General features: G+C 65.1%; 13 protein-coding genes. 8 read left to right on the plus strand and 5 right to left on the minus strand.

Annotated features, from left to right (window positions below):
* Nucleotides 1–31: 31 nt before the first annotated feature.
* From HG262_RS15870 to HG262_RS15880, 3 genes are all read right to left on the minus strand, one after another.
* On the minus strand, nucleotides 32–424 hold the full coding sequence (locus HG262_RS15870; RefSeq protein ID WP_169271920.1) for a hypothetical protein: 393 nt from the start codon (nucleotides 422–424) through the stop codon (nucleotides 32–34).
* A gap of 63 nt (nucleotides 425–487) precedes the next feature.
* Entirely contained in the window at nucleotides 488–958 is a 471-nt protein-coding gene (locus HG262_RS15875) for a DNA polymerase III subunit chi (protein ID WP_169271921.1), read from the minus strand.
* A gap of 22 nt (nucleotides 959–980) precedes the next feature.
* Nucleotides 981–2,492, minus strand: a complete 1,512-nt coding sequence (locus HG262_RS15880; protein ID WP_169271922.1) for a leucyl aminopeptidase — start codon at nucleotides 2,490–2,492, stop codon at nucleotides 981–983.
* Nucleotides 2,493–2,549: 57 nt separating this feature from the next.
* On the opposite strand from HG262_RS15880, the gene lptF reads away from it, so the two are divergent.
* On the plus strand, nucleotides 2,550–3,659 hold the full coding sequence (gene lptF, locus HG262_RS15885; RefSeq protein WP_169271923.1) for an LPS export ABC transporter permease LptF: 1,110 nt from the start codon (nucleotides 2,550–2,552) through the stop codon (nucleotides 3,657–3,659).
* Nucleotides 3,660–3,705: 46 nt separating this feature from the next.
* Here the strand turns inward: lptF and HG262_RS15890 are convergent, their stop codons facing one another.
* A complete protein-coding gene (locus HG262_RS15890; RefSeq protein ID WP_169271924.1) occupies nucleotides 3,706–4,626 on the minus strand; it encodes a LysR family transcriptional regulator in 921 nt (306 codons plus the stop codon).
* A 214-nt stretch (nucleotides 4,627–4,840) separates the two neighbouring features.
* Between HG262_RS15890 and HG262_RS15895 the strand changes: the two genes are divergently transcribed.
* From HG262_RS15895 to HG262_RS15910, 4 genes are all read left to right on the plus strand, one after another.
* Entirely contained in the window at nucleotides 4,841–6,058 is a 1,218-nt protein-coding gene (locus tag HG262_RS15895; protein WP_169271925.1) for an ABC transporter substrate-binding protein, read from the plus strand.
* A gap of 98 nt (nucleotides 6,059–6,156) precedes the next feature.
* Complete coding sequence (locus tag HG262_RS15900) at nucleotides 6,157–7,650, plus strand: CoA-acylating methylmalonate-semialdehyde dehydrogenase (RefSeq protein WP_169271926.1); 1,494 nt, start codon at nucleotides 6,157–6,159, stop codon at nucleotides 7,648–7,650.
* A gap of 95 nt (nucleotides 7,651–7,745) precedes the next feature.
* Nucleotides 7,746–8,690 carry a CysB family HTH-type transcriptional regulator gene (locus tag HG262_RS15905; RefSeq protein ID WP_169271927.1) on the plus strand — a complete coding sequence of 315 codons (945 nt, stop codon included), beginning with the start codon at nucleotides 7,746–7,748 and terminating at the stop codon, nucleotides 8,688–8,690.
* 249 nt (nucleotides 8,691–8,939) lie between these two features.
* Nucleotides 8,940–9,263, plus strand: a complete 324-nt coding sequence (locus HG262_RS15910; RefSeq protein WP_035212827.1) for a DUF2325 domain-containing protein — start codon at nucleotides 8,940–8,942, stop codon at nucleotides 9,261–9,263.
* A 181-nt stretch (nucleotides 9,264–9,444) separates the two neighbouring features.
* On the opposite strand, the gene HG262_RS15915 is transcribed toward HG262_RS15910, so the two are convergent.
* Complete coding sequence (locus tag HG262_RS15915; RefSeq protein ID WP_169271928.1) at nucleotides 9,445–10,110, minus strand: C40 family peptidase; 666 nt, start codon at nucleotides 10,108–10,110, stop codon at nucleotides 9,445–9,447.
* Nucleotides 10,111–10,394: 284 nt separating this feature from the next.
* On the opposite strand from HG262_RS15915, the gene HG262_RS15920 reads away from it, so the two are divergent.
* Genes HG262_RS15920 through HG262_RS15930 form a run of 3 tightly spaced genes read left to right on the plus strand, consistent with a single transcriptional unit; the run spans nucleotide 10,395 to nucleotide 14,028 of the window.
* Nucleotides 10,395–12,284, plus strand: coding sequence for a propionate--CoA ligase (locus tag HG262_RS15920; protein ID WP_169271929.1), 1,890 nt, complete (start codon nucleotides 10,395–10,397; stop codon nucleotides 12,282–12,284).
* Nucleotides 12,281–12,688: a heme-binding protein gene (locus HG262_RS15925; RefSeq protein ID WP_169271930.1), complete on the plus strand. Its 408-nt coding sequence runs from the start codon at nucleotides 12,281–12,283 to the stop codon at nucleotides 12,686–12,688. The genes HG262_RS15920 and HG262_RS15925 overlap by 4 nt, the downstream gene beginning before the upstream one ends.
* A gap of 38 nt (nucleotides 12,689–12,726) precedes the next feature.
* Nucleotides 12,727–14,028, plus strand: coding sequence for an MFS transporter (locus HG262_RS15930; RefSeq protein WP_211187383.1), 1,302 nt, complete (start codon nucleotides 12,727–12,729; stop codon nucleotides 14,026–14,028).
* Nucleotides 14,029–14,356 lie beyond the last annotated feature (328 nt).

A 14,356-nucleotide genomic window follows, 5' to 3' on the forward strand; every position in this document is an offset into this window, starting at 1 on the left:
ACCGGTCGCCGGACACCCGCCGCCGGCAGGTTCAACCCGGGCGGACATCCTTCTGCACACGGGCAACGATACCCGGTAATTCGGCATCCATGCGGGTTTGGATCAGCGCAATGGCCTCGGCCAGCGCCTGGCGCATCAATTGCTCGACTTCGGCCTGCAGGCGGGCAGTCAACACGGTGGCGTCGGGCAGGGCGGCATGGGCGGCTTCGGCTTGCGCCTCGGCGTCGGCTTCCGCTTCCTGCTCGTGGGCGACCTCGGTCAGCAGCGGAAACGCATCGTCGTCAAACACCGGCCCGGCGCCATCGTCGTCGGCGCGCTCCGTCAGCAGGGGGGCATCCGCCTCGTCGGCGGGCGGCGCGTAGAAAGAGGGCTCGGCCCGTTGGGTCAGGGTGGGGATGCCGGGATCGTTGGGTCGAGGTGGCATGGAGGTCTTCCGAAAATATCGATGGGCTGGCGGCAGGGCGGCCGCCGGGGCCCATTGGGGCGGTCAGTCGCCGGACGGCTGGCGGCTGAGGTCGTGGCTGACCGGCGTATGGCCGGCGTTCTGGTAGAGGCGCCAGCGTTGGCGCGCGGCCTGCTTGTCGTCGGGGTCGTCCGACACGATTTCAAGCAGGCGCTCGAAGGCGTCGAATCCCGGCGGGCACTCGTTGTCCAGATTCAGCAGCCACAGCGGGGGGGCCTCGACGCCGGCTGCCGGCTGGGCCGCCTGCGCAGCCTGCTGCGGGTCGCCCGCCGTCAGTACTACCGGCGTCTCGGAGGCCAGGGGGTCGTTGGCCAGCACATGCGGCACGAACGACGTGTCGTCGAACGCCCACAGCATGCGGTCGAACGCCGCCAGGCGGGAGCCATCCCTACAGTACACCACCAGCCGCTGGCCTGCCAGGAAGCGCTTGCGCACGACCTGGCAGGCCATGCGCAGGCGGTCGGGCGCGCCGAAGGCGAAGTCGATCCGCGTCATGCCCGGTTCCGTTGCCGCCGATTCAAACCTGGTCCAGCAGGTATTGCATCAGCAGGGGGACGGGGCGGCCGGTGGCGCCCTTGTCCTTGCCGCCGCGCCAGGCGGTGCCGGCGATGTCCAGGTGGGCCCAGGGATAGGCCTTCGCGAAGCGCGACAGGAAGCAGGCCGCGGTGACCGCGCCGGCCGGGGGGCCGCCGATGTTGGCCAGGTCAGCGAAGTTGGACTTCAGCTGTTCCTGGTAGGCGTCGTCCATCGGCATGCGCCATGCGGTGTCCAGCGACTGGCGGCCGGCCGCGGCCAGCGCGTCGGCCAGGGCGTCGTCCTTGGAGAACAGGCCGCTGTTGACGTTGCCCAGCGCCACGACGCAAGCGCCGGTCAGCGTGGCGATGTCGATGACGGCGGACGGTTTGAAGCGCTCGGCGTAGGTCAGGGCGTCGCACAGGACCAGGCGGCCCTCGGCGTCGGTGTTCAGGATCTCGATGGTCAGGCCGGCCATGCTGGTGACGACGTCGCCGGGTTTGTTGGCCGTGCCGCTGGGCAGGTTCTCGCAAGCCGGGATCAGCCCGACGACGTCCAGCGGCAGCTCCAGCTCGGCCAGGGCGCGGAACGAACCCAGCACGCTGGCGGCGCCGCACATGTCGTACTTCATCTCGTCCATGGTGGCGGCGGGCTTGAGCGAGATGCCGCCCGCGTCGAACGTGATGCCCTTGCCGACCAGCACGATGGGGCCCTGGGCGGACTTGGCGCCCTTTTTGGCCGCGGTCTTGGCGCCGGCGTGGCGCAGCACGATGAAGCGCAGCGCTTCCGCCGAGCCGCGGGCCACGGACAGGAACGAGCCCATGCCCAGGGCCTCGACCTGCTTCTTGTCCAGCACTTCCACCTTCAGCGACTTGAATTCGCGAGCCAGGCGCTTGGCGGTGTCGCCCAGGTAGGTGGGGGTGCAGAGGTTGCCGGGCAGGTTGCCCAGCGTGCGGGTCAGGTCCATGCCGTTGGCGATGGCGCCGCCTTCGCGCAAGCCCTTCTGGGCCTGGGCGGCGTCGGCGCGCTCGACGATCTGGACGATCTTCTTCAGTTTGGGGCGGGCGTCGCGGTCGGGTTTGCCGAAGCTGGCGTCGTAGTGATAGGTGGCGTTGCCGGCCGCGATGGCGGCGCTGCGGGCGCGGGCGATGACGGCGACGTCCGTGACCGGGTTGGCGACCAGGGTCGACACGCCTTCAGCCAGTTGGGCGGCGACGCAGACCGAGGCGAATGCCTGTTCGGCCGACGCGTGGGCGCGGGCCGAGTATTCGTCCTGTTTGCCCAGGCCGACCAGCACCACGCGCTGCGCGGTCACGCCAGGCAGCGCGCGCAAGGTCAGCGTGGAACCGGCGCGTCCGCGGAATTCGGTCTTGACCACCGCGCGCACGGCGCCATTGGAGGCGCGGTCGATGATGTCGGCGGCGGGGCTCAACACGCCATCCGCGTAGACGCCGACAGCCAGGGCGGCGGTTTTGACTTGGTGCAGGGAAGCAGTGGTCTGTGTGCTAAATTCCATGAGGGTTTCCCGTGTACGTCTGTGTATGATGCGGTCGATTATCCCGCATATTCTCCCATGTCTCTATTTAAACGCTCTGTCGTCAGCGAGATCACCAGTCACGCTGGCGTTGTCTTTTCCACGTTGCTCGTCGTGTGGCTCAGCGTGCTTCTCGTGCGCCTGCTCGGTGAAGCCGCGGGCGGCAACATCGGAGCGGACGTCGTGCTGGTGCTGGCCGCGCTGTCGACCATCACCGCCTTGCCGACCATTCTTGCCGTCTCCGTGTTCATCGCGGTGCTGACGACGGTCACGCGCAACTACCGCGAATCCGAAATGGTCGTGTGGTTCGCCAGCGGCCTGTCGCTGGCCGACTGGTTGCGGCCCGTGCTGCGGGTCGCCATTCCCATCGCGTTGGCGGTGGCGGGCCTGACATTGGTGGCCGCGCCCTGGGCGTACCGCCAGATCGGCGAATACCACGAACGCTTCGAGCAGCGCTCCGACCTGTCCAAGGTCACGGCGGGACAATTCGCGGAATCTTCCGGCGGCAACCGCGTGTTCTTTTCGGAAGACCCCGTCACGCCATCCGATGAACTGGGCAACGTGTTCGCGCGTGAAATCGGGCCAGAGTGGCTGAGCGTGCTGACCGCAAGCAGCGCGCACAGCGAAACGCTGCCCAACGGCGACCGTTTCCTGGTGCTGGGCGAAGGCCATCGCTATGACCTGAAACCGGGCACGCCCGAGATCCGGCTGGTGCACTTCGACAAATACGGCCTGCGCCTGGAAAGCAAGGCCGGCGGCGACCCCATCGGCGAAGCCCGGGCCGCCGCCGAACGGTCGGCCAAGGCCCGCACCACGATGCAACTGATGGCGGATAACACCGACAGCAGCTGGTCGCAGGTGATGTGGCGGGTGTCGCTGCCGCTTGCCGCGCTGAACCTGGCGCTGCTGGCCATTCCGCTGGGGGCGGTGAACCCGCGCCTGGGCCGTTCGGGCGACTTGCTGATCGCGGGCCTGGTCGGACTGCTGTATATGAACCTGATCAACCTGTCGCGCGCCTGGATTTCCAATGGCAAGCTCAGCTTCGGCGTCGGGGTGTGGGCTATCCACGGGGCCGTGGCGCTACTCACCGTGTTCCTCCTCATGCGCCGCCTGCGGGTGAAGGCGCCCAAGAACACCGTCCAGGCGTAACCGCCTGAGGGAGGGCCTGCGCGGCCCTCCGTTCATCTTGCGCGAGTCAGGACAGGTACTTCATCGTGCCGCGCTTGCCGGCCAAGAGGTCGGCGTTCTTCAGCACCGACTTGCGGATGAATTCCCATAGCACCGTCACGCGCTTGAGTTTGCGCAGGTCTTCGTGGCAGTACATCCAGAACGAACGGGTGATCTCCACCTCGTTCTCCAGCACCGCTTTCAACCGCGGATCCTGCGCGGCGATGAAACAAGGCAGGATCGCCAGCGACTGGCCCTGCAGCGCCGCGTGGTACTGCGCGACCACGCTGGTGCTGCGCAACACCACGTTGCTGGCCGGCAGCAGATCCTCCAGATAGCGCAGGCGTTCACTGAACAGCAGTTCGTCCACATAGCCGATGAAGGTATGGTCGGCCAGGTCTGCGCGGCTGGCGATCGGCGCGTGCCGCGCCAGGTAGCCGGGGGTGCCGTACAGCCGCAGGGTGTAGTCGCAGAGCTTGCTGCAGACGTAGGGGCCGCGCTGCGGGCGTTCAATGGTGATGGCCAGGTCGGCCTCGCGCTTGGACAGGCTGACAAAGCGCGGTACCGGCAGGATATCCAGGGTGATGTGCGGGTAGCGGCGCTGGAAGTCGGCCGCCAGCGGCGTCAGCACATAGCTGCCGAAGCCTTCCGTGGCGCCGATGCGCAGATGGCCCGACAAGGCCTGGCCGATGCCGGACAGGTTTTCACGGGCGGTGTGCACCGTGCTTTCCATCTGTTCGGCGTGTACGAACAGGCGCTGGCCGTCGTCGGTCAGCATAAAGCCCGCGCTGCGCGATTTTTCGAACAGCAGGGTATCCAGTTCGGTTTCCAGCGCCCGGATGCGGCGCGACACCGTGGTGTGCTCCACCCCGAGCTTGCGCGCGGCCGCGCTGACCCGCTGCGTCCGGGCCACTTCCAGGAAATATCGCAGGCTGTCCCAATCAAGCACTTTCGGCGCTCCCAGGCCCCTGGCGCCAAGGGCGCCGGGCTCAAAATCTGATTGTGCATCAATGCACAAGGAATGTGCATTTCTAGTGTTGCTTGTTGATTTTCACACATCTACACTGGGCTGGCAGGCCTCGGGGCATTGCCCTGGGAGTCGCAGGCCGCAAAGACGGCGCACAACGCTAAAAATCAGCGCATAACACTCAGGAGACAAATCCATGAAATTGCACGCACGCGGGCTGGCCGCAGGCTTGTGTCTGGGCGCATTGTTGGTGAGCCAGGCGCAAGCGGCGGATAAGCCGCCAGTGAAGATCGGCATTCTGACGGACATGTCCGGCACCTATGCCGGCATGGGGGGCGCGGGGTCGGTGGCGGCGGCGCAGTTGGCCATCGACGACTGCCTGGCGGCGGAATGCAAGGGCATGAAGATCGAACTGGTGTCCGCCGACAACCAGAACAAGGCGGACGTGGGCGCGGCGAAGGCGCGCGAATGGTTCGACCGCGACGGCGTGACGGCGATTGCCGACCTGACGAATTCCGCCGTGGCGCTGGCTGTGCAAGGTATCGCCCGCGAAAAGAACAAGGTCGTGATGTTTTCCGGCCCGGCCACGACGGCGCTGACCAACAAGGAATGCTCGCCCGTCGGTTTCCACTGGATGTTCGACACGTACTCGCAGTCCGCAGGGGGCGCCAAGGCCACCGTGCGGGCGGGCGGCAAGTCCTGGTACTTCATCACCGTGGATTACGCCTTCGGCCACTCGCTGGAAGCGGACACGGCCAAGGCGGTGAAGGCCCTGGGCGGAACCGTGGCCGGTAATGTGCGCCACCCGCTGAACGCGCCCGATTTCGCGTCTTATCTGTTGCAGGCGCAAAGCTCCAAGGCGCAGGTCGTGGCGCTGGCCAACGGCGGCCAGGACACAGTCAATGCGGTCAAGCAGGCCCGCGAGTTCGGCATCGTGGCCGGCGGCCAGCGCCTGGTGTCGCTCTTGATCTTCCTGTCGGACCTGCGCGCACTGGGGCTGGAAAGCGCCCAGGGCCTGTCGTATGTGGACGGCTTCTACTGGGATTACGACGACGCGTCGCGCCAATGGTCGTCGCGCTTCGAGAAAGCCTTCCGCGGGCTGAAGCCCACGATGACGCAGGCCGGCGTGTATTCCAGCGTGCTGCACTACCTGCGTGCGACGGCAGCCGCCGGCAGCACCGACGGCAAGGTGGTGGCGGACAAGATGCGTGAACTGCCCATCAAGGACCCGATTATGCGCAACGCGTCGATCCGTCCTGACGGCCGCGTCATCCACGACATGTACCTGTATGAAGTGAAGAAGCCTGCGGAATCCAAGGGCGGTTGGGACTATTCCAAGCTGGTGGCCACCATTCCGGCCGCCGAAGCATTCCAGCCCCTGGCCGATTCGACCTGCTCGCTGGTGAAGAAATAACCCCGGGCGCGCCGGCCGGGCGGTTGCCCGGCGGCGCGCGGCAAGATCCATGAACGCGGATTCCATCCGCATCGACTACGCAGTGTGAGGAGCATCAAATGAGTGAAGTCCCCCGCGTTCCGCTATTGATCGGCGGCAAGCTTGTGCAGTCCAAAACCACCGAATGGCGAGACGTGATCAACCCCGCCACCCAGGAGGTCGTGGCCAAGGTGCCCTTCGCAACGCGCGAAGAACTGGACCTGGCTGTCTCCAACGCCAAGGAAGCTTTCAAGACCTGGCGCAACAGCGGGCAGGGCACGCGGATGCGCGTCATGCTGAAGTTCCAGGAACTGCTGCGTGCCAACACCGGCAAGCTGGCCGAGATGATCACCCGCGAACACGGCAAGACCCTGCCGGACGCCGAGGGCGAAATCGGGCGCGGCCTGGAAGTGGTCGAGCATGCCTGCTCAATCGCCAACCTGCAATTGGGCGAGTACGCCGAGAATGCCGCCTCCGGCATCGACGTCTACACCCTGATCCAGCCGCTGGGCGTGTGCGCGGGCATCACCGCGTTCAACTTCCCGGTAATGCTGCCGTGCTTCATGTTCCCGATCGCCGTGGCCTGCGGCAACAGTTTCGTGCTCAAGCCCTCTGAGCAGGACCCGACCGCATCGCTGTTCCTGGCCCAGCTGGCGCTGGAAGCCGGTCTGCCGCCGGGCGTGCTGAACGTGGTGCATGGCGGTCCGGATACCGCCAACGGCCTGTGCGAACACCCCGACATCAAGGCGGTGTCGTTCATCGGTTCGACCCGCGTGGGCACCGAGATCTACAACCGCGCATCGGCGGCCGGCAAGCGCTGCCAGTCGATGATGGGCGCCAAGAACCACTGCGTGATCCTGCCGGACGCCGATCCGGAAGTCGCACTGAACCAGTTGGTCGGCGCCGCCTTTGGCGCCGCGGGCCAGCGTTGCATGGCGTCCTCCGTCGCCGTGCTGGTCGGCGATGCCCGCAACTGGCTGCCCGACTTCGTCGAGCGCTCGAAGAAGCTGAAGGTCAATTCCGGCACCGACCGCGAAGCTGACCTGGGCCCGCTGGTTTCGCCCAACGCCAAGAAGCGCGTGGAAAGCCTGATCCAGAAGGGGGTGGACGAGGGCGCCAAGCTGCTGCTGGACGGCCGCAACCTGAAGGTATCGGGTTTCGAGCAAGGCAACTTCGTGGGCCCGACGATTTTCGACGGCGTGAACGAAGACATGACCATCTACACCGAGGAAATCTTCGGGCCGGTCCTGTGCTGCGTCGGCGTGGAAACGCTGGAAGACGCGGTGGCGTTCATCAATCGCAACCCCAACGGCAATGGCGTGGCGCTGTTCACCCAGGACGGCGGCGCGGCGCGCTACTTCCAGAACAACATCGACGTCGGCCAGGTGGGCATCAACGTGCCGATCCCCGTGCCGGTGGCGTGGTTCAGCTTCACGGGTTCGCGTGGCTCCAAGCTGGGTGACCTGGGCCCCAACGGCAAGCAGGCGGTCCAGTTCTGGACGCAGACCAAGACGGTCACCGCCCGCTGGTCGGCCCACGCCAAGACCGTGAACACCACCATCTCGATGCGCTGAAACAGGGACACCTTGCTCCTAAGCTTATATAAATAAGTTATATAACAAGGTGTCCTTATTACTTATAATTGGCCCATCTATCAGGGGCCAATTGAATGAACCTCCAGCAATTTCGTTTCGTGCGTGAAACCATCCGGCGCGACTTCAATCTGACCGAAGCCGCCCGGATGCTCTATACCTCGCAGCCTGGAGTTTCCAAGGCCATCATCGAGTTCGAGGATGAGCTCGGCATCAAGATCTTCGAACGCCACGGCAAGCGCATCAAGGGGCTGACCAAGCCCGGGCTGGCGGTCTCGCAGGTGATCGACCGCATCATGCGCGAAGTCGACAACCTGAAGAAGGTCAGCGACGAGTTCGCGCGTCGGGACGAAGGCGGTCTGGTGATTGCGTGCACGCACACCCAGGCACGCTATCTGCTGCCGCGCGTGATCCCCGCGTTCCGCAAGCAATTCCCCAAAGTGCATTTGTCCCTGGCTGAAGGCAGCCCCGCGCAGTTGGCCGAGATGGTGCTGCACGAGCAGGCCGACCTGGCGCTGGCGACGGAATCCCTGGCCCTGACCCCGGGTCTGGCCACGTTGCCGGTGTACGCCTGGGAGCACACCGTCGTGGTGCGCCCCGACCATCCACTGGCGGAACTGACTTCCAGCGCCGCCAAGCGCCTCTCGCTGCAGCAGTTGGCGGAGTACCCCATCGTCACCTATGACCGCGCATTCACGGGCCGCAGCACGATCGACGAAGTCTTCGCCAACCAGGGCATCCATCCGGACATCGTGCTGGAAGCCATCGACGCGGACGTGATCAAGACCTATGTAGACGTTGGCCTGGGCATCGGCATCATCGCTGGCGTGGCCTATGACCCGCGGCGCGATTCCAGCCTGGTTGGATTGCCCGTCGGCCACTTGTTCGGCACGCACACGACCCGAGTGGGCGTGAAGTCGGGCGTGTTCCTGCGCGACTACGTCTACACGTTCCTGGAAATGCTGGCGCCGTCGCTGACCCGCGCGGTCGTGACCGAAGCGGTGCAGGGCGCGCCGAAGTAGGGCGCCCGAACGGCCTTCGGCCTACAGCAGGAAAAAGCGCGGCATTCTTGGAATGCCGCGCTTTTTTCTTGGATGCCTGGGGGCGCTGACTCGCCGGAAACCCGCGAGTTCCTTGGCCGATAGCAAATCTCGCTATCCCCTTCGATAAGGTCATTAATATTATTAAATAAGAACCGATCTCATTTGAGTTGACTAAAAAATAGGAATCATTATCATTACATCCAGGCTCAACGACCAGTGAGGTTCATCATGACGGCAGGACTCAGTGCAGTAGTGGTTGGCGCAGATCGACTGGGCAACATCCCGGATCTGCTGAAAGGACACAATATTTCGATCACGCACCACATCAGTGGCCGCGATCCCTCGCATCAGAAAAAGACGCTTCAACTTCCGTCCGGCACCCAATTGGTCATTCTGCTGACCGACTTCCTGGGGCACAACGTCATGAAGACCTTCCGCAACGCCGCGCAGCGCGGTGGCATCCGGGTCGTGGCTTGTCGCCGTTCGGTATGCAGCATGCAGCAGGCGCTGCAGCAATGCGGCCTGTGCCCGCGTGCAGGCACCGTTCACTGATTTCGCCGTTTGCCGATGGAACACAAAAACTGGGGAGGCCGAAACGGCCTGCGGCGTGGGGATTGAGTCCCGGACCGCGAAGAGCAATGAAAAACGCCGTCAGACAACAAGTCTGGCGGCGTTTTGCTTTTTTGGAGTGGCGCGTGGCGGTCCGCTTATGCGAGGATGCCGGTAGCGGGATTCAATTCGCGGCGCGGGCGGACGCCATCAGGCTGTTGTCCAGGCGGCGGGCGCCGTTGTAGCGCTTGGTCCAGTAGGCCATGGTCATGCTTTCGACACGGACGACGCCACCGGCGCTGGGCGAGTGCACGAAGCGGTCGTCGCCCAGGTAAATGCCAACGTGGGAATAGCGGCGACCCATCGTATTGAAGAAGACCAGGTCGCCGGCCTTGAGTTCGTTCTTGGCGACGGAGATGCCCTGCTGGGCCATTTCCGCGGCATTGCGGGGCAGCTTCAGGCCCAGCGAGCGCTCGGCCGAGTAAGTGACCAGGCCGCTGCAATCGAATCCGGTATCGGGGGAGCTGCCGCCGAAGCGGTAGCGGATGCCCAGGTAGTTCAGGGCTTCGCTGACCATGGCGTTGTCGCTGCCGGCGCCGGTGTTGGCGCGGTTCTGTTGGCGCTCGCGCTTGAATTTTTGGCTTACCAGCAAGCCGATGGGATCATCGGAGGTGGCAACCCATTCCATTTCGTACGGATCAATCTCGGACGTATGGGCGGTTGACTTCTGGCCAGTGCCAGCACAACCTGCCAAACCCGCCACACATGCCATCAACGCGAGCGTACACAGACCCCGGTACGCTTGGCCAGTGGATGAATTGAATCGCGCGAGTATGGAGTGTCGATGCATTCGCCTGGGATGACTTGCCGGATGACAGCAAAAACCACGGAATTAGCCGTGGATCGAGCTGAAATGTCAGCAAAATCAACAATTATCTACAACTTCGCGGGCATTCTACCAAACTTTCAAGACCGGTCGGTGACAGATCGGCTATTTATCCATGACGCGTGGATATTTGGCGGAACATTTTGACTTGTGGCAAGCCTCGTGCAAGGTTCGCCTACCAGAATGACCAAATGATTCGAAAGAAATCAATCAGCCTTAAGGCGTACGAACGATAACAGGAGACATAAATGCAAAAAACCCGGGATTTCCATTACAGATCATTGCATGACCGAGATGGCTTCTGGCGCGAAGAGGCCGGCCGCATCCACTGGGAGACGCCGTTCGAGTCTGTCCTGGATTTCTCGCGGCCGCCATTCGCCAAGTGGTTCGTGGGCGGGCAGACCAATCTTTGCTACAACGCCGTCGACCGGTGGCTGCCGACGCAGGCCGACAAGCCGGCGCTGATCTGGGTGTCCACCGAAGTGGACCGCGAGCGCGTCTACACCCGCCAGGACGTCTACGAAGAGGTCAACGCGGCCGCCGCCATGCTCAAGGAGCTGGGGGTGGGGCGCGGCGACCGGGTGCTGCTGTACATGCCGATGGTGCCGGAGGCGGTGTTCACGATGCTGGCCTGCGCCCGCATCGGCGCGGTGCATTCGGTGGTGTTTGGCGGGTTCGCGTCGGTCAACCTGGCCCAGCGCATCGACGACGCGGCGCCGAAGGTGGTGGTCTGCACCGACGGCGGGTCGCGCGGGGGCAAGGTCGTGCCCTATAAGCCTTTGCTGGACCGGGCGTTGAGCTTGGCCAAGACGCCGCCAGCCTCGGTGGTGGTGTTCGACCGCGGCCTGGCGCCATTCGAGCCCGTGGCCGGGCGCGACCTGGACTACGCGACGCTGCGCGACCGCCACCGCGGCGCGCGCGTGCCGGTGCAATGGCTGGAATCGTCCGAACCCAGCTACATCCTTTATACGTCCGGCACCACCGGCAAGCCCAAGGGCGTACAGCGTGACACCGGCGGCTATGCCGTGGCGCTGGCCTCCTCGATGGAATACCTGTTCAACGGGCGCGCGGGCGACACGTTTTTCTGCACCAGCGACATCGGCTGGGTGGTGGGGCATTCCTACATCATCTACGGCCCCCTGATCGGCGGCCAGGCGACGGTGTTGTACGAGGGCACGCCCGTGCGTCCCGACGGCGCGATCCTGTGGAAGCTGGTCGAGCAGTTCGGCGTGAACACGCTGTTTTCGGCGCCGACGGCGGTGCGTGTCCTGAAGCGCCAGGACCCGGCGCTGTTGACGCGCCATGACCTGTCCAGCCTGCGCGCCGTCTATCTGGCGGGCGAGCCGCTGGACGAACCCACTGCCCAATGGATATCCGAAGGCCTGGGCAAGCCCATCATCGACAACTATTGGCAGACCGAATCCGGCTGGCCCATCCTGTCCGCCCAACCGGGGGTGGAGCGCGTGCCGACCCGTTTCGGCAGCCCGTCCTTCCCGGTATACGGGTTCGATGCGCGCATCGTCAGCGAATCCACGGGCGAAGACCTGGGGCCGGACGAGAAAGGGGTGGTGGCCATTGTGCCGCCGCTGCCGCCGGGCGCGATGTCCACGATCTGGGGCGACGACGCGCGCTTCGTGCAAACCTACTTCACCTCGATCCCCGGCCGGCAGGTGTATTCGACCTTCGATTGGGGGCGGGTGGACGCCGACGGCTATTGGTTCATCCTGGGCCGCACCGACGACGTGATCAATGTGGCGGGCCACCGCCTGGGTACGCGCGAGATCGAGGAATCCGTCAACAGCCACAGCGGAATCGCGGAATGCGCGGTGGTCGGCGTCGCCGACGCCCTGAAGGGGCAGGTGGCCATGGCCTTCGCGGTATTGAAGAATCCTGCCAGTGCCGAGACGCCGGAAGGGGCAAAGCAACTGGAAGGCGATATCATGCGGCTGGTGGAAGATCAGCTGGGAGCGGTGGCCAGGCCCGCCCGGATCCGGTTTGTGGGCGCGTTGCCCAAGACCCGGTCCGGCAAGGTGCTGCGCCGTGCGATCGTCGCGGTATGCGAAGGACGCGACCCCGGAGACCTGACGACCATTGAAGATCCCAATGCCCTGGAACAGATCAAGGAGTCGCTGCAATGAATACCAAACCCGTGCTGAGCGCCGAAGACGTCAAGAAGATCCTCGCCGCGGCCGAAGCACACGCCGTGCAGAACAAGTGGGCCGTGACCATTTCGGTGGTCGATGACGGCGGCCATCTGCTGGGCATGCTGCGCCTGGACGGCGCGGCCCCGATCTCGGCGCACATCTCGCCCTCGAAGGCCAAGACCGCCGCGCTGGGCCGCCGCGAATCGCGCGTCTACGAAGAGATGATCAACACCGGCCGCGTGTCGTTCCTGTCGGCGCCGCTGATCGACGGCATGCTGGAAGGCGGCGTGCCGATCACCGTCGACGGCCACGTGGTGGGCGCGGTCGGCGTGTCGGGCGTGAAGTCGACCGAAGACGTGCTGATCGCACAGGCTGGCATCGCCGCGCTGGGCCTGTGAGCCAGCCGCAACAGCCGGGACCGACTGCGGACGGTTCCATGCCGGACGCCGGAGCAGGGAGCGCAAGCCCCCTGAATCCCGGCGTGGCCAAACGCGAAGTCTGGGCCTGGGCCATGTACGACTTCGCGAATTCCGGCTATACCACCGTGATCCTTACGGCGGTGTTCAGCACCTATTTCGTCGGCGTGGTCGGTGGGCGCGCCCCATGGGCCACGCTGGCCTGGACGGCGGCGCTGTCGCTGTCCTATCTGCTCATCATGTTGACGATGCCCACGCTGGGCGCCCGCGCGGACGTGAGCGGCAGCAAGCGCCGCCTGCTCTACACCAGCACCATCGGCTGCGTGGCTGCGACCCTGGTGCTGACACAGGCCGGGCCGGGCGACGTCTGGCTGGCGCTGGCCGCCATTGTCGTGTCCAACTACTGCTACTGCGTGGGCGAGTCCGTGGTGGCGGCGTTCCTGCCCGAACTGGCCAAACCCGCGGCGCTGGGCCGCGTGTCGGGCTGGGGCTGGAGCTTCGGTTATTGCGGCGGCATGCTCACGCTGGGCTTGTCGCTGGTGGTCGTGACGCTGGCCGAAGGGCGCGGCATGACGGCGGAACACTTCGTGCCATGGGTCATCGTCGTCACCTGCGCGGTGTTCGCGCTGGCGGCGCTGCCGTCCTTCTTCCTCTTGAAAGAGCGTGCGCGCCCCCAGGCGGACAAGCCGCAGGCGCTGCACATGCTCAAGCGTCTGGCCTACGCCTGGCGCGAGACGGGCCAGCATTTCCCCGAATTCCGCCGGCTGCTGATGTGCATTGCCTGCTATCAGGCGGGCATTTCGGTGGTCATCACGCTGGCGGCCGTGTATGCGTCCGAGGTCATGGGCTTTACCACGCCCCAGATCATGCTGCTGGTGTTCACGGTGAACATCGGCGCGGCGCTGGGCGCGTTCTCGTTCGGCTACGTGCAGGACCGCATCGGCCATAAGCCGGCCCTGGCCATCACGCTGTGCGGCTGGATCGTGATGGTGCTGGTCGCGTATGTGGCCACGACGGCGCCGGTGTTCTGGGTGGCCGCCACGCTGGCCGGCCTGTGCATGGGCACGACCCAAAGCGCCGGCCGCGCGATGACGGGCGCGCTGGCCCCCGCCGGCCGTCTGGCCGAGTTCTTCTCGCTGTGGACCTTCGCCGTGCAACTGGCCGCCGTGATCGGCCCGCTGACCTACGGCCTGGTGACCTGGGCCACGCACGGCGACCACCGCCTGGCCATCCTCGTGACCGGCCTGTTCTTCGTGGGCGGCCTGGGCCTGCTGTCGCGCGTGGACATGAAGCGCGGCCTGGCGCGCCGTCCCGCCGTCTGAAAGAACGCCACCCCGCAGGCTGCCGCGGCTGCGGCCGGGCTGCTATCCTTATGCACTGCCTTTGATGCGTCGCGTGCCACGCGACGCATCAAGCGGATTGCTTTGCACTGCTATGCAGGTGCGTTGTCAGCTTGTTCGTGCCGCTGGGGGCGATGCCGTCCCGGTGTTTCCCGCCCTGAGCCGGCGCTGTCAGGTCTCTGCGTTTCCATGCACATGCGGGCTCCGGCCCGCATTTTGCGTAAGGTGCCCGTAAGAGCGCGGCGATACGGTGGCGGGTGGGTAATAAAACAGCAGCACAAACAACAGAATCACCGATTGGAGACAAAAT

The organism is Achromobacter sp. Bel, assembly GCF_012928505.1.
Taxonomy (GTDB): Bacteria; Pseudomonadota; Gammaproteobacteria; order Burkholderiales; family Burkholderiaceae_B; genus Achromobacter.

Excerpts from the sequence above, each read along its gene's own strand:
- HG262_RS15870 (WP_169271920.1), bottom strand. The coding sequence starts at position 424 with ATGCCACCTCGACCCAACGATCCCGGCATCCCCACCCTGACCCAACGG.
- HG262_RS15875 (WP_169271921.1), bottom strand. The coding sequence starts at position 958 with ATGACGCGGATCGACTTCGCCTTCGGCGCGCCCGACCGCCTGCGCATG.
- HG262_RS15880 (WP_169271922.1), bottom strand. The coding sequence starts at position 2,492 with ATGGAATTTAGCACACAGACCACTGCTTCCCTGCACCAAGTCAAAACC.
- lptF (WP_169271923.1), top strand. The coding sequence starts at position 2,550 with ATGTCTCTATTTAAACGCTCTGTCGTCAGCGAGATCACCAGTCACGCT.
- HG262_RS15895 (WP_169271925.1), top strand. The coding sequence starts at position 4,841 with ATGAAATTGCACGCACGCGGGCTGGCCGCAGGCTTGTGTCTGGGCGCA.
- HG262_RS15900 (WP_169271926.1), top strand. The coding sequence starts at position 6,157 with ATGAGTGAAGTCCCCCGCGTTCCGCTATTGATCGGCGGCAAGCTTGTG.
- HG262_RS15905 (WP_169271927.1), top strand. The coding sequence starts at position 7,746 with ATGAACCTCCAGCAATTTCGTTTCGTGCGTGAAACCATCCGGCGCGAC.
- HG262_RS15910 (WP_035212827.1), top strand. The coding sequence starts at position 8,940 with ATGACGGCAGGACTCAGTGCAGTAGTGGTTGGCGCAGATCGACTGGGC.
- HG262_RS15915 (WP_169271928.1), bottom strand. The coding sequence starts at position 10,110 with ATGCATCGACACTCCATACTCGCGCGATTCAATTCATCCACTGGCCAA.
- HG262_RS15920 (WP_169271929.1), top strand. The coding sequence starts at position 10,395 with ATGCAAAAAACCCGGGATTTCCATTACAGATCATTGCATGACCGAGAT.
- HG262_RS15925 (WP_169271930.1), top strand. The coding sequence starts at position 12,281 with ATGAATACCAAACCCGTGCTGAGCGCCGAAGACGTCAAGAAGATCCTC.
- HG262_RS15930 (WP_211187383.1), top strand. The coding sequence starts at position 12,727 with ATGCCGGACGCCGGAGCAGGGAGCGCAAGCCCCCTGAATCCCGGCGTG.